13 protein-coding genes are annotated in these 21,888 nt (G+C 46.8%); all 13 read left to right on the top strand.

Annotated features, from left to right (window positions below; all coding sequences use genetic code 11):
• Positions 1–339: 339 nt before the first annotated feature.
• The 13 genes from BN3772_RS16550 to BN3772_RS16490 all read left to right on the top strand — a co-directional run bounded on the left by BN3772_RS16550 (position 340) and on the right by BN3772_RS16490 (position 21,482).
• Positions 340–1,443 (top strand): slipin family protein, encoded by a 1,104-nt coding sequence (locus tag BN3772_RS16550; protein WP_042200847.1) that lies wholly within the window; start codon positions 340–342, stop codon positions 1,441–1,443.
• Positions 1,444–1,582: 139 nt separating this feature from the next.
• Positions 1,583–2,377 (top strand): hypothetical protein, encoded by a 795-nt coding sequence (locus BN3772_RS16545; RefSeq protein ID WP_042200846.1) that lies wholly within the window; start codon positions 1,583–1,585, stop codon positions 2,375–2,377.
• Positions 2,378–2,558: 181 nt separating this feature from the next.
• Positions 2,559–5,633, top strand: a complete 3,075-nt coding sequence (locus tag BN3772_RS16540) for an EAL domain-containing protein (protein WP_052380548.1) — start codon at positions 2,559–2,561, stop codon at positions 5,631–5,633.
• A gap of 152 nt (positions 5,634–5,785) precedes the next feature.
• On the top strand, positions 5,786–6,664 hold the full coding sequence (locus BN3772_RS16535; RefSeq protein WP_042200845.1) for a hypothetical protein: 879 nt from the start codon (positions 5,786–5,788) through the stop codon (positions 6,662–6,664).
• Positions 6,665–7,098: 434 nt separating this feature from the next.
• Complete coding sequence (locus tag BN3772_RS16530; protein ID WP_042200844.1) at positions 7,099–8,001, top strand: caspase family protein; 903 nt, start codon at positions 7,099–7,101, stop codon at positions 7,999–8,001.
• A gap of 16 nt (positions 8,002–8,017) precedes the next feature.
• Positions 8,018–10,222: a P-loop NTPase family protein gene (locus tag BN3772_RS16525; RefSeq protein ID WP_042200843.1), complete on the top strand. Its 2,205-nt coding sequence runs from the start codon at positions 8,018–8,020 to the stop codon at positions 10,220–10,222.
• 243 nt (positions 10,223–10,465) lie between these two features.
• Entirely contained in the window at positions 10,466–11,209 is a 744-nt protein-coding gene (locus tag BN3772_RS16520) for a hypothetical protein (RefSeq protein ID WP_042200842.1), read from the top strand.
• Positions 11,206–11,985 (top strand): ParB N-terminal domain-containing protein, encoded by a 780-nt coding sequence (locus BN3772_RS16515; RefSeq protein WP_052380547.1) that lies wholly within the window; start codon positions 11,206–11,208, stop codon positions 11,983–11,985. Before BN3772_RS16520 ends, BN3772_RS16515 begins: the two co-directional genes overlap by 4 nt.
• A 14-nt stretch (positions 11,986–11,999) precedes the next feature.
• A complete protein-coding gene (locus tag BN3772_RS16510; RefSeq protein WP_042200841.1) occupies positions 12,000–12,197 on the top strand; it encodes a hypothetical protein in 198 nt (65 codons plus the stop codon).
• Between the two features lie 222 nt (positions 12,198–12,419).
• Positions 12,420–12,653 carry an amidohydrolase family protein gene (locus BN3772_RS16505; protein WP_052380546.1) on the top strand — a complete coding sequence of 78 codons (234 nt, stop codon included), beginning with the start codon at positions 12,420–12,422 and terminating at the stop codon, positions 12,651–12,653.
• Between the two features lie 87 nt (positions 12,654–12,740).
• Positions 12,741–14,015, top strand: a complete 1,275-nt coding sequence (locus BN3772_RS16500) for a carbohydrate-binding domain-containing protein (RefSeq protein ID WP_209443662.1) — start codon at positions 12,741–12,743, stop codon at positions 14,013–14,015.
• 324 nt (positions 14,016–14,339) lie between these two features.
• Positions 14,340–21,011, top strand: a complete 6,672-nt coding sequence (locus BN3772_RS16495) for an S-layer homology domain-containing protein (RefSeq protein ID WP_167336680.1) — start codon at positions 14,340–14,342, stop codon at positions 21,009–21,011.
• A 69-nt stretch (positions 21,012–21,080) separates the two neighbouring features.
• Positions 21,081–21,482, top strand: a complete 402-nt coding sequence (locus BN3772_RS16490; RefSeq protein ID WP_086074614.1) for a carbohydrate-binding domain-containing protein — start codon at positions 21,081–21,083, stop codon at positions 21,480–21,482.
• Positions 21,483–21,888: the final 406 nt, after the last annotated feature.

Raw genomic sequence — 21,888 nt, 5'->3', positions numbered from 1 at the left:
ATTCCCCAATCGCTTAGGGAGCGATTATTGGTATAGTACTCGATTTCCATCGAGCGACAATTGAGCACAATCTGAGTAAGGAAACCAAGGGGCAGAATCCCAGGCGGCTAATCCAGCGCACTGCGGAAGGGCTTTGTAATCCGTGGATACCGGTAGTGCGGCAGCGGGGAGGCTAGGGCAGGGACAGAAGGATACGAAGGCTGGCTGAAGCAGGGGTTAGCCTTCTAATCACAATATCCCCCCGAACCTCCCGGCAGGCCGCCTGTCTCAAACGTGATTCCGCCTAGAACGCAGCGGGGTTCTGTCATCCATTGGTCACACATGAAGGGGGCAAAATATATGTTGAAGCAAATCACGATTCAAGCGGACCAGCGCGGTCTGCTCTTTCATAAGGGAAGTTATGTGAAACAGCTGCTGCCGGGAACCTACCGGTACTTGTCCTGGTCACAGCATACGGTAGCGGTCTTAAATATTGCTAAGCCGTTTAGCGTCGAGGGCAAGGACCTGCAGCTGTTCATCCAGGATGAAGAGCTCCTGCAGGAGCTCGATGTTGTACGCGTACAGGATCATGAGATTGTTGTTCACTATGAGGACGGTCAATTCGCACAGGTGCTGAAGCCGGGTGTATATGCTTACTGGAACCTCCTGAAAAAGCACACCTTCGTGCATACGGACATCCGGCAGCCGGAGCTTCCGGCCGGGATTGACCGCTCGATTATAACGAAGCTTACTCCGTATGTGCAGTGCTGTGAAATCGCCAGCCATGAGCTGGGCTTCCTGTTCTATGATCATGCCCTCCAGCGGGAGCTTGCGCCCGGTAAGTATTATTTCTGGAAGGGGCCAGTCTCGGTGCTGACCAAAATAGTCGATCTAAGACAGCAGCAGATGGATCTGATCGGCCAGGAGATCATGACAGAGGATAAGGTTACGCTGCGCCTGAACTTCGTATGCCAGTACAAGATTGTGAATCCGCAGCGCGTACTGGAGCTGAAGGCTTATGATGAACAGATCCACATCCAGCTTCAGCTGCTGCTCCGGGAATATGTCGGGACGCTGAAGCTCGATGAGCTTCTGAAGCAGAAGGAGGATGTTGCTACGTTCATCCTGTCCCGTATTCAGGAGAAGGAAGAAGCATTCGGAGTCCGGTTCCTCGGGGCGGGCGTGAAGGATGTCATTCTGCCGGGAGAAATGAAGGACATCCTGAACACCGTTCTGCTCGCAGAGAAGAAGGCGCAGGCGAACCTGCTTACCCGCCGGGAAGAGACCGCCTCGACACGCAGCCTGCTCAATACGGCGAAGCTGATGGATGAGAATCAGACGCTGTTCCGGCTGAAGGAGCTGGAATTCCTTGAGAAGATCTGCGACAAAATCGGCTCGATCTCGGTAACAGGCGGCGGTGACCTCCTGGAGCGGTTAAGCTCGCTGATCAGTGTGAATAAGTAGACCGCTACCTGGCGGTCTATTTCTTTTGGAAGCAAGAGTGAAAGAACATGGCCCGGATATTTGGCAAGCAGGTCATAACAGAGATAGTATAGAACTAAGCGTATATAGCCGGCTAAGCCAAACTGAAGGAAGTGACAGCATGGACAAGAAAGCAAAAAAGATTCTAATGAACACCTTCTGGACATCAGCTGGCTGGAGGAGCACCCGGGGTGCTTTTGCCGGGGAGGATTTCGAGTATGCCCGAAGCCAAGGGCTGATGTTCGATCCTGTAACGATTACTCACGATGAGATCGTAATGCGGCTGCATGAGCTGCACCAGACGATCACCAAGGAGCGGGTAGCTGCCGCGTTCCTGCACAGTCTATCTACGAGAAAAGTCCATCTGCGCAGTGCCCTCTCCAGCTGGGCGCTGACCTCACGTCTGCCTATACATACCTATGAGCAGCGGAGTGCAGTACGGCCGAATTATAGCAGCTGCGGGGATTGCAATTTTCACGGATTAATGTCGGGCCGCGATTATAACAATGCGGATTTGAATGTGCTGAATTTCGAGCGGGTCAAGTGGGGCGGAATACGGCTCAACTGGCTTTTATACTGCTGGCTGGACCTTGAGTTATTCGTTAAGGAAGAGTATTACGAGAGTACTGCCGAGGATGCTGCTATATTCAACGGAATGCTGGAAGCCGTTCAGGCTTGTGCTGACCATGATAGTGCGCGGATGCTGGAGAAGCGGTGGAAGGATCTAGTTCCCTCCAGTAAGAATGAGCGGGATGTGCTGATGGAGATCTGGGGTTATGCCGGACTGCTGGTGCCGGGTGATACTCCGCGTAAGCGCAGAGGCGGTAGCTCTGATTACAACGCTATGGCAGAGTGGCAGGGGGAGGACAGGTACTCCCGGGAGGCAGTGGCTTATTATTTTGGTGCATATTTATGAATGCCCGGTGATCCATCCTAATAAGTACCGGTGTTAAGACCCTTCCAGGGGATGGAGGGGTCTTTTGTATGGAAATATAGCTAATAGAACCTCTCATTTTTGCCGAAATATAGGTATATTGTATCAATGTATGGTTTCTCTCAGATACAGAATCTAGCGGAGATCATGGAGGGGCCCCATCATGACGTTATCCTATACGTATTCATTGGTTTTATTTATTGCTTTCGCCATTTATTTCATTCTGGGGATGTATATCCTGTCCCTTAATACAGGCAGCAAGCTAAACCGGCTCTATTGTATAGCCTGTCTCTCCCTGTCCATATGGTCCTTTTGTTTTTCAATTACCAATTCAGCACCCGATTATGAGACGGCTATTCTTTGGCGCAGATTGGCTTCACTCGGCTACGGTACGGTGTATAGCATACTTCTGCATTTTTCTCTGATTCTGACAGAAAGAACGGCTGTTCTCAAAAACAAATGGATTTATGTGGTTCTGTATTTTCCGGCTGCGCTTAATGTTATTGTATTTGGCTATATTGATTCTGCTAAGGAGCAGTACAACCTAATCTATACAGCGACAGGCTGGGTGAACAGCTCTGCCAACGGCTGGGGGGATGTTTATTTTAATCTGTACTATATTTGCTTTACCACAGCGGGACTGCTGCTGCTCTGGAACTGGGCGAGAAGATCTAAAGACCTGCTTAAGAAGAAGCAGGGCTATCTCTTTATGTTATCCCATAGTATGGCTCTGATCGCGGGTACTGCAACAGATGTCATTATGAACACCTATGCATCTGTTAAGTTACCTCAGCTGGCACCAGTCATTGTACTGCTGCCTACAACAGCTATGTTCTATGCAATCAGGCGGTATGGGCTCATGGGTCTCGGAAAGAGTGAAAAGGCTGAACCGGGCAAAATTTTAAGTAATGTTAACTTGGACCGTTTTATTAAAATCATGTCCTTTGTCTACGTAATTGGCGGAATGCTGAATTTCGCTTCGCAGTACTTTTTTAATCAGCAGGCCCCGCGGTTTGGTTTTATTCTGTTGTTCAGCCTGTTCTTTTTTGTCAACGGCTTGCTATTGACGCTCATTAAATATATACCGGTTAAAAAGAATGTTAAAGAAGGCGTATTCATTATCATCATGCTGGCTTCCATCCTTCTGATTGCCCTGAGCTATGTGGAATCTGCAAGTGTTACCGCATGGTCGGCTCCGTTCATTATTATAATGCTGTCTGTTCTTTTTAATAAACGGTTTATGATCCTTTGGATAGGTGTGCCTATTCTAATTACGCAAATCTATATATGGGTGAGGATGCCGGAAGCGATGGTCCGGGTGGATGGATCGGATTATCTGGCCAGGATCGGCATCCTGGGCATCACCCTGTGGCTGGCCTATTTTGTTAACCGGGTCTACGTCCGGCGTCTTGAAGATAATGAAGCCCAGATCAGGTTTCAGAAGCTGGTTGCCCGCATATCGGGTGACTTCGTTAAGGTCTCTGAATCAGATCTGGATCTAAAAATCAATGAGCTGTTAGAGCTGTGCGGAGAGCACTTTCAAGTAGACCGGGCTTTCTATATTCCGTTATCGAATCATCCTGAGGCCTATGAATGGTCCAGGGAAGGGATGGAGCAGACGACGGATACCTTCATCTCCCGGTTGAACAGCAAAGGCTTCGCCTGGTGGCTGAAGGAGCTCATACACACTGACCAGTTAAAGGTAACGGACGTAGACTTGCTGCCGCTGGAAGCCGGTGCAGAGCAGGCCTTATTCAGTTCGCATAAGATAAAGTCCCTGATCTCTGTTCCGGTAAGGAACAAAGGCCGAATTCTGGGGCTGCTGCTGTTTACATCTGTGAAGGCTGCAAGAGCCTTTGGGCAGAACCATCAGGAGCTGCTGCGGATTCTTGCTAATCTGCTGTCAGATGCGCTGGTAAAGATAGAAGCCCAGCGGGAAATCAGCTACATGGCGTATTATGATGCGCTGACCGGGTTCCCGAACCATACGTTGTTCAAGAATCAGCTGGAAGAGAGTATCCGGTCCGCCGGGGAGACAGGCAGGCATATTGGTGTTCTTTTTATTGATCTGGATGCTTTCAAAATCGTCAATGACACGATAGGGCACCTTGGCGGAGACGAAATGCTTAAGCAGGTGACAAGCAGAATAGCGGGCTGTTTGCGTGAACAGGATATGGTGTCGCGTTTTGGCGGCGATGAGTTCCTGGTAAAGGTGGCAGGGATAGAGCGGGTAGAAGACATTGGGAGAATGGCTGAAAGCATCATAAATGCGATTGCCAAGCCTGTGATCGTCAAAGGCCAGGAATTCTTTATTACGGCCAGTGCAGGAATTGCGGTCTACCCCGTAGATGGGGAAAGCACGGAGGAGCTGATCCGAAATGCCGATCTGGCGATGTACGCGGCCAAAGAAAAAGGTAAAAATCAGTACCTCTTATGCTCACCAGCCATGAAGGAGCAGATATTGGAGAAAACACAGCTTACGAACAGCCTGTACCGGGCGCTGGAGCGAAATGAGCTTATTCTACACTACCAGCCGCAGGTGAATGTGCAGACGAAAGAAATTGTGGGTCTTGAAGCGCTGATCCGCTGGAATAATCCGGAGCGGGGCATGATTTCCCCGGCTGCCTTTATTCCCCTGGCTGAGCAGACCGGGCTGATCCTCCCTATCGGCAAATGGGTGCTTGAGACCGCATGCCGGCAGATGAAGGAGTGGCAGGAGTTGGGGGTGCAGGGGATTCGCATGGCAGTGAACCTGTCGGTTGTCCAGTTCCAGGACCGGAATCTGCTCAGCATCGTTGAACGGACACTAAGGGAGACTGGGCTCAGGCCGGAGTACCTGGAACTGGAGATTACCGAAAGTGCCGCCGCTGACGGGGAAGACTATATTGTCGAGGTGCTTCATGAGCTGAAGAAGCTGGGAGTCAGCATTTCTATTGATGATTTTGGGTCGGGGTATTCCTCTTTAAGCAGATTAAAGACCATGCCTGTAGACCGGATCAAAATTGACATGCAGTTTGTGCGCGGCATTGCAACAGGCAACGACGATGAGGCGATAGCGAAGACGATCATTCAGCTGGCCAAAAACCTGAAGCTGAGCGTGATCGCCGAAGGCGTTGAAACCGAAGAGCAGTTTGCGTTTTTTAACAAGAATAAGTGTGATGAGATCCAGGGGTACTACTTCTATAAGCCGATGCCTGCGGCAGAGATAGAGCCGATTGTGTTATTACACACAAGATAAATTCCATATACTTGCAATGATAGATAATTAGTGATAACTATTACAAGTGTTCCTATTCAGTGTATACTTATAGCCGGGAGGTGAAATAGGTTCTGAGATTTTGGCGGAATACTAGGCCGTCTGCTGAGAATATATAAGTAGGAGGGAACATTTTGAAGAAAATCACTAAAGCGTTTTCTTTGGTAATGGCGTTCTTTCTGTTACATACAATTGTTGCACCGGCACCTGCAGTCCACGCCGGAGGCAGTGCGGTTGCCGCGGAGCAGCTGACGCAATTAAGCGGAGAAGAGGTGCTGGATAATCTGCTTGCGAACGGGCTCCGGTTACCGGACGGCCTGGAAGCGGATGAATTCACACAGAATGCGGCAAAAGAGATCGTTGCAGGAATTGAGAGCGGGACAATTACCGCCGAACATATCCCGTACAGCTACACAAAGATGGTGGAATTGGCGCACAATATATTGGAGGTTACCGGTCATCCCGGCGTTGCAGCAAGAAGCTTCTCTGCCCTGTCCGGCTATACGCTGCAGGATAGTACCGTAATCGGGGCCTGGTCGAATGATTACAGATATTATAACTGCTACGGATATGCGATCGGCCAGCAAGTATTTAAGGACCCGGGCTACCACTCCGGCAAAAGCTTTTCGGTAAGCATGGGGGTTGCAGAAATAGCAGACTTAACAGTCAGTGACCTCGATGCGCTCGGATATTGGGGATACAAGACTACGTCGAAGCCCGGCTCCCTGGCCTATTACGAGCGGGTGGTTGCGGTCCGTAAGGGAAGCAATGATTATCATTTTATGAAAAGTGATACCTCAGCCAGTGACTGGACGCACAAACCGGCGGGAAACCAGCCTATGCGCTGGAACTACGCTTCCCCGGGATACAAGATCTGGACGAATGAGTACTCCTTCCAAAATGTAAACTATGCAGGGTCCGTTAGCTATAACAGCACTATTTACTACATTGTCTACTGGGCCAAAAACGGTGCGGGACCGCAGCCTACCAAGAAAATTCAACCTGTACTATAAAAGAAACAGAGGGGTGCTATCCGGCATCCCTTTTAATAAAAGCGGGAGATGAGCGACAAAAATTGAGATTTTCAAGTCGTTGATTTTATACTGGCTGAATAGAATAAATGGTATAAATGTGCGATTTAGATAAAGTGAACGCCGAGGCGTGGTATTGGAATAAAGCTTTAATATTTTTGTATAAGTAAATATGATGGAAAATACATATGCAGTGATCCTTGTTAGTTGTTGATTGTTTAATGTAATTATTCATGGTTATTTAATAGAAAAAATGTTAAAATAAAACTATTATTTTACGGTATTAATGATATGATCTTCTTACGATTGATATTATAGACCTATAGGTATCAAAAATAAATTAAATATGCGTATACAATACTGGTAATTCTATTCAAATACTAAATAACTTTGATTAAAATGGAGGTTGCATATTTTTGAGCAGGTTAGCACTTATTGTTGGGATAGATAACTATATATATTGGAATAAACTACGTTGTTCTATAAATGATGCTAAGTATATGAAAGAAGTATTAGAAGAATGCGATTTCGAAACTGAGTTATTGTTAAACCCAAATAAAGAACAACTACAAGAGGCAATTATTACTTTTCAATTTAGTTTATCTGAATACGATACGGGGCTTTTATTTTTCGCAGGACATGGGGTTGAAGTTGGAGGAAAACAATTTCTTGTACCCAGTGACTGTCCGTCGAGGGGAGATAAGGATTACTACTCTACACTTGTAGATACTACTACACTAATTAATGATTTTTCTTCTAGTGATGATTTTACTGGAATAATTTTATTAGATTGTTGTCGAGAAAGACTTGATATTGGAGCTCGCAATAGAGGAGTTACAGAGAACGATATATTTAAAGCAAAAGGAGCTTTCATTGCTTTTGCTACTGGTCCCAATCAAACTGCCCACGAAAGAGACAAAGATGGACACGGGACATTTACATACTATATGGGAGAAACTATTCAAAAGTACGGGACAGAAAGGATCGAATCAATTTTTAAAAGAGTTAGGAAAAAGGTTGTCTCTCAGCATAGTGACCAGGTTCCCTGGGACTATTCTTCGTTATTAGGTGATTTTTATTTTAAAGAAAACCAAATGATTTTAGAAAAGATAGAATCAAGGGCAAATTCAACGGACTTCTTGTCGTATCAAATTAAAGAATTAATCAATAAAAATTTAGCATACTCTGCGTTATTAGTAGAAATAGATGAATGGTTAAATCAGTTTCCTGACATCGCCCAAACGAGTAAGCTTAAAAAACAAGAATTCATTACTTTTATTCTCAATCAACTTGATCAGCACGTATTGAAAAATGAATAAATGAGGGGGAAGCCAATTGAGTGAGTCTCGAAAAAGAATGATCAAGGCGGCAGTAATTGGAAGATCAGCATCTGGGAAATCAGCTTTCATACGCTCGTTTAGTAAGTATCCTGAATTAATCAATTCTGTTGGAACAGGTCAAACTACTCGATCGTATGCAGAATATCGTTTTTTATTAAAGAATGAAGATAAGCCGATTGAAGTAGCTATTTCATTTATGAACGAGAAAAACTTTGTTCAGAAAAGAACAGATCAATTAATGGAAAAATTTAATTCGTTTTTGAAAAAAGAAAACAAAAGAATGCTTACCATTGAGTGGATGCAAGAGCAAATTCATGAATATGAAGATGATTTGAGAGAGTCTGCAATATATTCTTTAGACTTTTTTGATATACGTGAATTCAACTTTTTGTCTGGTTCAGTTGTCGAGACATTGGAAGAATTATTTAAGGAAACATGTGAAGTCATTATGGAAGCAGAGAAAGAGCTGGAGGATAATAATTTCAAACTTTTTGATGTAAAAAGAATAGTGAATTTCAGAACAATTAATGACTCATCTGAAACCAGCGATAGTGAAACCAAAATAATTGAAACAAGATCAGATGTAGTAGAAAGAATTTGGTCTCAATTCTACACCCATGCTTACCAGATAATTGTTAAATCCATATATTCACATTTTAGTGGAAAAATTAAAAATATGAATGATAATGAACCGATTATTTTCAAATTTGTGCTTGATGATAGTTATAAGGAATTATTAGAGTTATGTCTAACAGTAATTAAAAAAGAATCAAATGAAAAAAGTTCTCTTTCAAGTATGATTGATAAAATAATTATTACTAGTGTCATCAACCAAGATTACTACTTTAAATTAAAGCCCCTAAATATTAATAGTATACTTCTAGTGGATACTTACGGTTTAGATCATGCTGAACCAGATGAAGAGCCGATGCTAATTGAGAGGTATAGACAAATTTTTAATGTTGACTACCCTGATTTGTCGGCAGCCCTCTTTGTAGAACCTATCCGCCCAGGTTCAGCAACGACTTTTTTAAATGAAATTGAAGTACTGTATTCTCAGAAGCCAAGTATAATGACCTATGTCGTTGCCTCTTACATAGATCAGCAGAGTGATGAAGTTATTGAAAAAAATAAGGAGTGGTTATTATCAGAGGAGAAAGATGGAGAATATATTGATTTTGATGGAAAGGTTTTAGACCTCCTATTCAAATCTAATAGAATCATAAGTACTTTAAAGCGAAATCGTATTCCGGTAACGTTAGCAAATAAACGGGTTGAAATTATGCGAAAGAGACTTGCTCCCTTTTATGGAAAGGACAACAATTCTACAAAGAATCCTATATTAATGAAAGAGATGAATTTGGTTTCAGTTACTGCATTGATGATGTCTATAATTGATCAAGAGCATTTAGGGGATGGTTTCATTAATATCGATAATTTGCATGAAGCATTCTTGAAAAAAGATAAAATTCATGCATTTGCAAAAAATTTAATAATTGAAGCTACTAAAGGGTTTAATAAATTATTTAATATTATTGGACCGCGGACAAAGTGGAAACTTAGAACGAATCTTTCCTCTTATATACTAGGATTTGATGGGAGTATATTTAATGTAACTTGGTATCGCGTGTTTAATGATGCATATAACCAAACCTTTACTAAGCAAGTTGAAATTGGGAAAGGAAAGGTAATGCTTTCAGATATCTTTGGTTTGGAGGGTAATGAAAAAATTGCCTTTGATGAACTAATGACAACTCATTTTAGATTTCTTTTTAATAAAGTTTCAGAAGGTGAGTTGTTACAAATTTGGCCTCAAGAAATTAGTTATAAAAATTATAAAGGAACCCAAGACCAAAGAAATTCAATTTGGGGGATATTGCTTGATTGTATACAAGAATATGAATTGCATAATCATCAGCAATTCAACAGTGTTGCAGAATGGTTGAGAAATCTTCATTCCTTTGACAAACGTTGCGATGATCATTTTTTTGATTCTTGGTACGAGATCTTTTATGACAGAATGAATAATTCCTTTATAGAAGTTTGCCGCCAACATAACTTGAAAGTTGCATCTGTAAAGGCAAAACGGTCGGATAAACCTTACTTAGAAAAGAAAGAAGAGCTATTTAAAGAATATAGCCAGAATTATGACTCGAAAATAGAAAAAAAAGTATTCTATCGTTCAATAAATGAACTGTGAGAGTGATGTGAAATCAAGATCTTTACAAAATTATCGTATTCAAGAAATTAAAATAATCTTTTCAAGTTGAAAGTTAATTCTTAGCAGGTACGCCTCATTTATGGTGTACTTGCTTTTTTTATTTTGTGAATTATTTATATTTATGTGAAAATAAAAGATTTTATCTTTAGATTTGCAATCTTGTAAAAATGTTTTACATATTTAAGAAATTGCTATATTATGTAAATAGGAAGGTGTATAAATATGGTTGATGAAAAGCAATGCAATCGTTGTAAAAAAATAAAATTAAGAGAGGAGTTTCTAACGAACAAATCTTCAAAGGATGGTTTGAAAAATTCATGTCGTGATTGCGATAGATTATCACAGTTTGAGTACGATTTGGCTGTTAAAGCAAGACGAGAGGCTGACCCCGCCACTTACGAAAAAGCTCAAAAGCTATGCTCCCGTTGTAAGGAAGAAAAACAAAGAAGCGAGTTTAGCAAACATAGCTACTCATTGGATGGTTTACAAACCTATTGTAAAGTGTGTAGAGGAGAAATGGATAAAAAGCGAAAAGAGAAACTAAAAAAACAAATTTTTGAAGGTATAATTATTGAAAAGCAATGTAAAAGTTGCAAAGAAACTAAAAAGGTGACAGATTTCACAAAAAGTTTTAGTAACAAGGATGGATTCTCTAATATATGTAAAATATGCACATCTGTACAATATCGTAATCGTAAACGCGAAAAGCAGCTCAAAGAGCGAATGGATGCTGTTGGATATGTTGAAATTGAGAAAGTCATCCCGCAAAGCATTAATTTAAATCAATCTAAGAGATGCACTAAGTGTAAAAAAGAAAAAGCACTCCGTGATTTCAACTTTAATTATACGGTGAAAAAGTTTCGTTCTGAATGTAAACAATGTGGAGCAAAAACAAGACACAACTATTCAGTTAATAATGAATTAAGGCGGTTACAACGCTTAAAACAAAGGGGAGATTCTGAATGATGGAGCAAGATGTAAATGATAATGTTATATACACTGAAGTATTCGTTACTCAAGACTATAGTAAGTTTAGTACAATTGATGGAAACAGAATAATTAACGAGTTGCATGTAAAACGTCTTATCGAGTCTATGCAACAAATACAATTAATTACCCCCATTATTATTAACGAGAAATATGAGATTATTGATGGACAGCATCGTTTTAAATCCCAATCAGTATTAGGGCTACCAGTGTACTATATTATATGTGAGGGATATGGTTTATCAGAAGTTCACCGTTTAAATGAAAAAAGTAATAACTGGAAGCCAATTGATTTTCTTAACGGCTATGCTACTTTAGCTGAAAAAGAAGAAAAATTCTTTGACTACATCTTACTAAAGGATTTTATTGAAAGTAACGCAATTAAACCAATTTTAGGGATTTCTTTAACTAAAGGAGAATTAAATGAACAGGACGCGATGACGGCGTTCAAAAATGGTCACTATAAGGCAAAGAATGTTGAAGAGGTACAGAAATTTATGGATTTGCTCGAAGACTTCTCATCGTATTTTCATGAAACTTATAAGACGACAAAGTTTATTAAGGCATTCCTGTTGTTTTCAAGTAGTGTAAAGTATAATCATGATAATATGACGAAGAAGCTTGAATACATGAGTGGTTACCTGCAGCAACGAAATCAAATTAGTCAATACTTGGATATACTTAGTGATATATACAACACAAGGCTCTCAGAGAAAAGTAGAATTCATTTTAAGGGAGAAAAAGAAATATCATAGAATCGAGGGGCGAAATGACAAAATCAAAAACGACAAGTAGCTTCAGGTTTGAAATTGATTTTATCGATCTGTTAAATACATGGTCATTTGTTAGTAAAAAAGAGAAAGGTGTGCTTCTACAGGATGCATTCCGTGAGTATGCCAAAATGAAGCATAATTCGGACATTGCCCAAAAAGTTAATATAATTTTGGAAAGTTTAAAAGAAGACTAAAGTATATTGACGATGCTTACCTCCGAATATATATTTAAGAAACTGCTTAATATAGAATTCGATAACATTTATAATTGGACATACAATTAGAACTATGGAAGTGGACGAGGAGCTTTTTAATAATAATCTTACTAAACAAACCCAAGCCAGGTTAGACAAAACCTGCAGCAAGGGTTTATTTTAATACTGAACAATCTATTTATTATAAAGGGACGCAGTAAGGTGCAGTCAATAGGGATCGGTGATCGGACAGGGAGCATCGATGCCGGTAAGCAGGCGGATCTGATCATGCTTGCCCAGAATCGGCTGGAGACCATCAGGGCGCTGGCCGATGAGGCTATGGTTATGGTCGGAGGGAAGCAGATCAGCCCGCTGCCGGTCAAAAGATTTACGGAAGTGGGCGAACTTCTTGATAAAGTGTGGGAACAACGGCTCATCCCATTTAAGTTTGGTTAAAGGTAGATCGTTTATGCTTTGTATAAGCCAGAACGCAATAATGTTAATTCAAACAACGATTGCATCTGATTATACAAGGAGTGTTCAATGATGAAAAACAACAGTCTGATCAGCATAAAGGTTCTAACGTTCGCCGCATTATTAAGTCTATCTATCGTAGGGTGCTCTAATGCGCAGGATAATAGCGCGGCAGTAGTTACAAGTACACAAGCAGCAGCTACGCAGACAGCAGCTTCTACCGTGTCATCCGGCACAACGTCAACAGGAGAAGCAGCTGAAGGCACTGCAACAACGGGAACAACGGTTACAGATACATCGGCACTGTTCACTGACCGCGATCTGGAGCAGACGGCGGATCTGACAGCTGCCACCCGGATGGATCTGGTAAGCAATCAGGATGTCACCCTGAGCGAGGAAGGCGTATATGTCTTAAGCGGTGATGTGGAGAATGTAACGGTGACGGTCGATGCTGCTGAGGAAGCGAAGGTGCAGATCGTCCTTGACGGTGTCAGTATAACCAATGCTGATGCACCGGCCATTTATGTAAAAGCAGCAGATAAAATCTTCGTTACCTCAACTGACAGCGACAATCATATGGAGGTTACCGGAACCTACGCGGCGGATGGGGAGACTAATCTGGATGCGGTGATTTTCTCCAGAGCCGATGTGACGCTGAACGGAACCGGAAGCCTGGACATTGTGTCGGCTCAAGGCAATGGCATTTCTTCCAAGGATGATCTCAAAATTACCGGCGGCGTGTATACCATAGAGTCCTCTGCAGATGCACTGGAAGCGAACGATGCCATTCTGATTAGCGATGGAACGATTACCATTGATACCGGTAAGGATGCCCTGCATAGCGAAAATGAAGAGGACACTACGCTTGGGAATATCTACATTACAGGCGGCACGCTTAATATTACTGCTGCGGATGATGCCATTACGGCTAACAACCTTGTGCAGATCGACGGCGGTACCCTTAATATTGAGACTGCTGTGGAAGGCATCGAGGGCAATACTATCATAATTAATGACGGTCAGATCACAATATATGCGACAGATGACGGCATCAACGCCACGCCAAAGGTGAACGATAATGCGTCCATTGAAGTCAACGGCGGTACAATCAAAGTAACGATGGGCAGCGGAGATACGGATGCTTTTGACTCGAACGGTAATCTCTATATTAATGGAGGAACTATTGATGTAGAAGCCACTTCCGCCTTTGATGCGGACGGGACTGCTGAGCTGAACGGCGGAACGGTCACGGTTAATGGCGAGCAGATTACTGAGATTACGGAGTCACGCGGCGGCGGGGGATTCGGTGGCGGCGCTGGTGGCGGTAGAGGAACTGGGCATTAGATTAACCGGGTATAAGGGTTTAGTGTGGAGTTATTTTTTTAAAATAACTGGAATTAAATTCAAGCAGGTCTTATCTGTTTAATAGACGGAGAAGGCCTGTTTTGGTTTGTAAAAATGCTCGTTTTTTGGCGATGGGAACTCAGGCAAGGGGAAATGTCGCTTTTAAATGATATTTTGAAAAAAATGTGACAAAAGACGTAATTTATTCACCCGATTTGTCGATAAACAATCATAACAACTATAGGAGGGGCCTTCTTGGGATATGATGGGCAGCTGCAGAATTATCCGGCAGACAGTATTTTAATAGAGAATAGGAGAATGCATGTGAAGAAGCGAATGTTGTGGAAGAAAGCTATGCTTTTTTTCCTCGTACTCTTATTAATATTCCCTAATCTAAGCGTTGCCAGAGCGCAGGCTTCAGGCGGAGGTCTAACAATTGAGTCGGCGGTATCTGAGGATGCGGACGGCGGATTAAACAGCGTTATCTATGCCAATGGAAAATATACCGCAGTAGGAGAAGCCGGTAAGATTTCTCAATCAGCGGATGGCATTCATTGGACCAGGCTTAATGTTCCGGTATCCCCTTCAGGGATTTCATGGAGAAGCATTGACTTCAATGGAAGTACTTATGTGGTAGCAGGACTGGAGTATCTGAGCTCCGGCGCAAAAGCCAGACTGATCGTCTCCACGGACGGCGGTGTAACCTGGACAGATCGATCCGCAGCGGTTGATGCTGATATTCTGCAAAAGGTGCGCTACATAAACGGGGCATTTTATGCTGTGGGCGGAAGATGGAGTAAAAGCACCAGTGTCACTGTCCGCTCGGAGGATTTGGGCGTTATCTATTCATCCGCAGACGGGCAAAACTGGAGCCAGTGGAGTACAACGGCTTGTTTTTGGCCCAGCGGATCAACCACCAGCACTACCTTTTTTTTGACGGACATTCAATACTTTAACGGGAAATATGTTGTCACCGGTAATATGTTTGGCGGGTATGCTTATTTAAGCAACGGGACAGGCTGGATGATTAAATTTTTGCCTGGTGCAAGCGGATTAAATGCATTGGACTTCTTGTCTGTGTATGACGGCAAGCTTCACATGTCACATAACTGGAATGAAGGCTTTGCCAGCAGTGATGGAATTACGTTTTCCGCGGATTCTTCCTACAACCGGTCGCTTGGCGTTGTGCAGGCCGGCTCAAGTCTGTACCGCTATGGCAGAGAAGGGGCAATGTTCAGCTCGGCAAATGGCGGAGCGTCTTGGACACCGGCAGCTGCTGTTACTAACCAGACGATACGTTCAGCAGCCTCCAATGGCACCGGAATGGTTCTGCTGACGCACTCTTCGCAAAATCTGGTTGTTACTCCTGATTTATCGAAGTGGAAAAGAATCGGAGGCGATCTAAAAGGGATCGCTTACAACGGCAATACATGGGCGATTTCCGGAATCGTTAATCCCAATATGGGCGGTGAGCTCCCGGATGGTCTTATTGCTTCCTCTCCAAGCGGCTGGGATCAGCTGGAGACCAATGATGGTGTGCTCCCTGCTCAGGGATTGACCTCGATTGCGTATGGAAACAACCTGTTCGTTGCAGCAGGGAAAATAATAGGTGTGTCCGCTGATGCGCAAGCCTGGACTACCTCGGATTTGCCTGCCGGGGTTGCCGGCCCTGTCACAGGACTGGCCTATGGACCCGGCGGTTTTGTTGCAGTCACCGCGAATGATATTCTCCAGTCGGCTAACGGAACCTCCTGGACCAAAGCAACAACTCTGAGCGGGGCTGACTTCTATAATGTAAAGCAAGTAAACGGGGTATATGTAGCTTTTGGTTATGGAGGTGTCTGGTTCTCTACGAATGGGGTGAGCTGGAATTCACTGGATACGCTTGTTAATGATTATCTGCAATCCAGCTCCTATTACGCTATTTATGATATCACCTATGCCAATGGACAATATATTGTTACGGCTACGAACGGAGCGGAAGGAACAGCACATGTTCTGGAGACAACCGGAGCCTTGAGCAGCAGCTCGGTCTGGACCGAACATCTGATGGACAGCGATCCTGCCTGGCCTGAGCTGCGTTCGATAGCTTATGGTAACGGGAATTATGTTGCTGCCGGCTTAGTATATGACGTTCAGGGACGAACCCATCATATCGCTTATTCATCTACGGATCTTCAGAACTGGACCAAGTATGATGAGCAGGCACTGGGAGTAAGCGGCAGCGGACTCAACCAGATTATCTATACGGATAATAAATTTTATATCGCAGGTAATAACAGTACAAGGATTGTGCTGGGAAGTGGACCTGGAGGAGTAGCGGAAGCAACCCCGGCAGCGGTGATCGACTACAGCGATGAGCAGCTGACCGGCCTGACGGCAAACGGTACGTACACGGTGAACGGTACGGCCGTTACGGCGGATGCCAGCGGCAAGCTGGCGATTAACAGCAGCTGGCTGGGCACTACGCTGAGCATCGTGAAGCAGGGCGACGGCTCGGCGACGACGGACAGCGCAGCGCAGCCGCTGGCAGTTCCGGTTCGTCCGGCGGCGCCGACAGGTGTGGCGGCAACGGATGAGACGGCAGTGGAGGGTGACGACGGAACATTGACCGGCGTGACATCGGCGCTGGAGTACAAGCAGGGTATAGTTGGAGCTTGGACGACAGTCACAGGTACAAGTGTTACGGGGCTTGAGCCGGACACGTACAGCGTCCGGGTGAAGGCGACCTCGACGTCGTTCGCGTCGACTGCGGTCCAGGCAACGGTGGGTGCGTTCACGGCAACGCCGGAAACGACCCCGGCGGCGGTGATTGACTACACCGCCGAGCAGTTGACTGGCCTGACGGCAAACGGTACGTATACGGTGAACGGCACGGCCGTTACGGCAGATGCCAATGGCAAGCTGGCAATACTCAGCAGCTGGCTGGGCACTACGCTGAGCATCGTGAAGCAGGGCGACGGCTCGGGGACGACGGACAGCGCAGCGCAGCCGCTGGCGGTTCCGGTTCGTCCGGCGGCGCCGACAGGTGTGGCGGCAACGGATGAGACGGCAGCGGATGGTGACGACGGTACGCTGACCGGCGTGACATCGGCGCTGGAGTACAAGCAGGGTACAGCGGGAGCTTGGACGACAGTCACAGGTACAAGTGTGACGGGGCTTGAGCCGGACACGTACAGCGTGCGGGTGAAGGCGACCTCGACGTCGTTCAGGTCGACTGCGGTCCAGGCAACGGTGGGTGCATTCACGGCAACGCCGGAAGCAACCCCGGCGGCGGTAATCGACTACACCGCCGAGCAGCTGACTGGCCTGACGGCAAACGGCACGTACACGGTGAACGGCACGTCCGTTACGGCAGATGCCAATGGCAAGCTGGCGATTAACAGCAGCTGGCTGGGCACTACGCTGAGCATCGTGAAGCAGGGCGACGGCTCGGGGACGACGGACAGCGCAGCGCAGCCGCTGGCGGTTCCGGTTCGTCCGGCGGCGCCGACAGGTGTGGCGGCAACGGATGAGACGGCAGTGGAGGGTGACGACGGAACATTGACCGGCGTGACATCTGCGCTGGAGTACAAGCAGGGTACAGCGGGAGCTTGGACGACAGTCACAGGTACAAGTGTGACGGGGCTTGAGCCGGACACGTACAGCATGCGGGTGAAGGCGACATCGACGTCGTTCGCGTCGCTTGCGGCGCAGGCAACGGTGGGTGCATTCACGGCAACGCCGGAAGCAACCCCGGCGGCGGTGATTGACTACACCGCCGAGCAGTTGACCGGCCTGACGGCAAACGGCACGTACACGGTAAACGGCACGGCCGTTACAGCAGATGCCAGCGGCAAGCTGGCTATCAACAGCAGCTGGCTGGGCACTACGCTGAGCATCGTGAAGCAGGGTGACGGCTCGGCGACGACGGACAGCGCAGCGCAGCCGCTGGCGGTTCCGGCCCGTCCGGCGGCGCCGGCAGGTGTGGCGGCAACGGATGAGACGGCAGCGGAGGGTGACGGCGGTACGCTGACCGGCGTGACATCGGCGCTGGAGTACAAGCAGGGCATAGCCGGGGCTTGGACGACAGTCACAGGTACAAGTGTGACGGGGCTTGAGCCGGACACGTACAGCGTCCGGGTGAAGGCGACATCGACGTCGTTCGCGTCGGCTGCGGTCCAGGCAACGGTGGGTGCATTCACGGCAACGCCGGAAGCAACCCCGGCGGCGGTGATTGACTACACCGCCGAGCAGCTGACCGGCCTGACGGCAAACGGCACGTACACGGTAAACGGCACGTCCGTTACGGCAGATGCCAATGGCAAGCTGGCAATACTCAGCAGCTGGCTGGGCACTACGCTGAGCATCGTGAAGCAGGGCGACGGCTCGGCGACGACGGACAGCGCAGCGCAGCCGCTGGCAGTTCCGGTTCGTCCGGCGGCGCCGACAGGTGTGGCGGCAACGGATGAGACGGCAGCGGAGGGTGACGACGGAACATTGACCGGCGTGACATCGGCGCTGGAGTACAAGCAGGGCATAGCCGGAGCTTGGACGACAGTCACAGGTACAAGTGTGACGGGGCTTGAGCCGGACACGTACAGCGTCCGGGTGAAGGCGACACCGACGTCGTTCAGGTCGACTGCGGTCCAGGTGACGGTCGGTGCGTTCACGGCAACGCCGGAAACGACCCCGGCGGCGGTAATCGACTACACCGCCGAGCAACTGACTGGCCTGACGGCAAACGGCACGTACACGGTGAACGGCACGTCCGTTACGGCAGATGCCAATGGCAAGCTGGCAATACTCAGCAGCTGGCTGGGCACTACGCTGAGCATCGTGAAGCAGGGTGACGGCTCGGCGACGACGGACAGTGCAGCGCAGCCGCTGGCGGTTCCGGCCCGTGCTGCTGCACCTGCAGGAGTAACCGTTACAGATGTTACCTATATTGGCGCTAACAATGGCTCCATTCAAAACGTTACGCTGGATATGGAATATAAGCAGGGCAGCGGGGGCTTTTGGACAATAGTTGAAGATACTGCGGTAACGGGGCTTACACCGGGGACGTATGATGTCCGGCTGAAGGCATCGCCAACGGCGTTTGCTTCAATCGCCCTCCAGGTTACCGTGCACGACTCCGGAGCAGCTATCCCGTCTGCACCAGCAGTTACGGCTGACGACTGGAACAATGTAATTACCGGTCTGGATACAAGCATGGAATTTGCGGTAGATGGTGGGCCTTACGTGCGGTACAACGGCACGAACCTGCCTGATTTGAGCGGTGAGCATACCGTTAGAGTGCGGGTGGCTGCCAGCGGTTCTGTACCGGCAGGACCAGATACTACACTTATTTTCACAGAAACGGCACCCGTTCCTGCCAGTGGTCTTACTGTGACTGCAAGCGATCCAGCCGGTACAGCCAATGACGGAAGGACTGCAATTAAGGTTACGCCTGCACCTGCTGAGGGGAACAAGCTCTACTATAAGAATTTTGGTGCCGGGAATGCGGTGGTGCCGAATTTGGGTGAGCTCCTTGCCGGGTTCGCGCTGGTAGGCAGTGATGGGCTGATTCCTGCGGTGAATGGGGATGTAATCGGTATTGCCGAAGTGGATGCCGGCGGCAAAGTAATGAAATACGGCAGTGTGAAAGCAGTTGTGACGGCGGAGCCGGTAAATCCTGTCCTACCGGGCACTGATCCAGGCAATACGAATGGCGGCACTGGAAGCACCAATAGGGGCACAGCTTCTACTAGCACCGTAACAGAAGTAATCGTCCTTGTTAACGGCAAACAGGAGAATGCGGGTACCGCAACAACGACAACCTCAGGCAACGTAAAAACAACCGTAATCGCCGTTGACCCGGCTAAACTCCAGGCTAAGCTGGATGCGGAGGGCAATGGGGCAGTGGTTACCATTCCGGTACTGCTGGATTCTAATGTTTTTGTCGGCGAGCTTGACGGTCAGATGATAAAAAATATGGAGAATGTATCAGCTACCCTGGTGCTTCAGACGAATACTGCATCGTATACGCTGCCTGCCAAGCAGATTAATATCGAAGCACTTGCCCGGCAGCTGGGAGCCGGGGTGAGCCTGGAGGACGTTAAGCTTACAATCACCATCGGCGAAGCTTCGGCTTCCATGAATCAGGTCATATCGGGGGCAGCAGGCAGAGGCGGCTTTACTCTTGTGGCTCCGTCGTTTGACTTCATTGTTACGGGGACCTACGGCAGCACGACGGTAGAAATCAGCCGGTTCAACGCATATGTGAAGCGTACAGTGGCTATACCTGACGGTATTGATCCGTCCCGGATCACGACAGGGATTGTAGTGGATCCGGATGGAACAGTGCGTCATGTCCCAACCAGAATCATTCTGAAGGATGGACAATATTATGCGGAGATCAGCAGTCTTACAAACAGCTCCTATTCCGTGGTCTGGCATCCGCTGACCTTTGCGGATGTGGCTAACCACTGGGCCAAGGATGCAGTTAATGATATGGGTTCACGTATGGTTATTAACGGAGTGAATGAAACGACATTTAATCCGAATGCTGATATTACCCGTGCAGAATTCGCAGCTATTATCGTACGGGGTCTGGGACTGAAGCTTGGTAAAGGGAACACTGCTTTTGGGGATGTGTCACCGGATGCCTGGTATGCAGGAGCGGTCGAAGCTGCCTCTGAGTACGGCTTGATTACCGGCTTTGAGGATGGAAGCTTCCGTCCGAATGACCCAATTACCCGTGAGCAGGCAATGGTTATGATCGCCAAAGCAATGAAGCTGACAGGACTTGCCGAGCGGACCGGCGCTGCAGATGCAGCAGATTTGCTTGCGGGCTTCCAGGATGCAGGCAGTGTAGGCAGCTGGGCGAAGGACGGTCTGGCACTTGCTTTCAGAGCCGGCCTAATTACTGGACGCAGCGGCAATAAACTGGATGCTAAGTCTAATGTTACGCGTGCAGAAGTGGCTGTCCTGATTCAACGGCTGCTACAACATTCAATTCTTACCAACGAATAATATTACAAGCAGAAAAAACGGATTTCAGACCAGGTCTGAGTCCGTTTTTTTGTTGCAGCCGGGATAGGGATGGAGTACAGATTGAATGTTGTGACTACTGTGAAAAGTATCGAAGGCAATACTATCGTAATAAATGACGGTCAGATCACAATATATGCGACAGATGACGGCATCAACGCCACGCCAAAAGTGAACGATAATGCGTCCATTGAAGTCAACGGCGGTACGATAAAAGTAACGATGGGCAGCGGAGATACGGATGGTTTTGACTCGAACGGTAATCTCTATATTAATGGAGGAACTATTGATGTAGAAGCCGCTTCCGCCCTTGATGCAGACGGGACTGCTGAGCTGAACGGCGGCACGGTCACGGTTAATGGCGAGCAGATTACTGAGATTACGGAGTCACGCGGCGGCGGTGGTGGCGGATTCCGGGGTGGCGCTGGGCGCGGTAGAGGGACGGGGCATTAATTAAGCGGCTGTGTTCAAACTACTGATCCGGGCGTAAAAAGGTGAGCAACACAGCGGTATTCACCCAAGCGATGAATAACGCTCTTTTCGTGGAGAATCGTCATTAGTCTTCTATATAGTCAATCGTTCGTATAGTCCATGCTTCTTGCTCACCTTGCTGAATAGCGTACATTAATTTAACATTCTCTCGGGCTTCCGCTAACTCCTTTACCAGAAATGATTCTTTCCTCTTAAATGAAGGTAAAAATATCCATAGTGTATAATGAAGTTAACAAAATTTCTCCTTTCCTCACTTTAGGAGAAACGGCGAGCAGCGGATTGAGCGTCCCTGCCAAACGTTAACCTCAGTCAGCGGGTCTAGGGTCCAATCAGATTAAGTGTACTTTGGAGTCAATTTCATAATTCA

It is taken from the genome of Paenibacillus camerounensis, from assembly GCF_000723885.1.
GTDB lineage: Bacteria > Bacillota > Bacilli > Paenibacillales > Paenibacillaceae > Paenibacillus_AQ > Paenibacillus_AQ camerounensis.
Note: the sequence above shows the minus strand (reverse complement) of the source record. Positions and strands in the feature narration are given on the sequence as shown.

Excerpts from the sequence above, each read along its gene's own strand:
- BN3772_RS16550 (WP_042200847.1), top strand. The coding sequence starts at position 340 with ATGTTGAAGCAAATCACGATTCAAGCGGACCAGCGCGGTCTGCTCTTT.
- BN3772_RS16545 (WP_042200846.1), top strand. The coding sequence starts at position 1,583 with ATGGACAAGAAAGCAAAAAAGATTCTAATGAACACCTTCTGGACATCA.
- BN3772_RS16540 (WP_052380548.1), top strand. The coding sequence starts at position 2,559 with ATGACGTTATCCTATACGTATTCATTGGTTTTATTTATTGCTTTCGCC.
- BN3772_RS16520 (WP_042200842.1), top strand. The coding sequence starts at position 10,466 with ATGGTTGATGAAAAGCAATGCAATCGTTGTAAAAAAATAAAATTAAGA.
- BN3772_RS16515 (WP_052380547.1), top strand. The coding sequence starts at position 11,206 with ATGATGGAGCAAGATGTAAATGATAATGTTATATACACTGAAGTATTC.
- BN3772_RS16510 (WP_042200841.1), top strand. The coding sequence starts at position 12,000 with ATGACAAAATCAAAAACGACAAGTAGCTTCAGGTTTGAAATTGATTTT.
- BN3772_RS16500 (WP_209443662.1), top strand. The coding sequence starts at position 12,741 with ATGATGAAAAACAACAGTCTGATCAGCATAAAGGTTCTAACGTTCGCC.
- BN3772_RS16490 (WP_086074614.1), top strand. The coding sequence starts at position 21,081 with ATGGAGTACAGATTGAATGTTGTGACTACTGTGAAAAGTATCGAAGGC.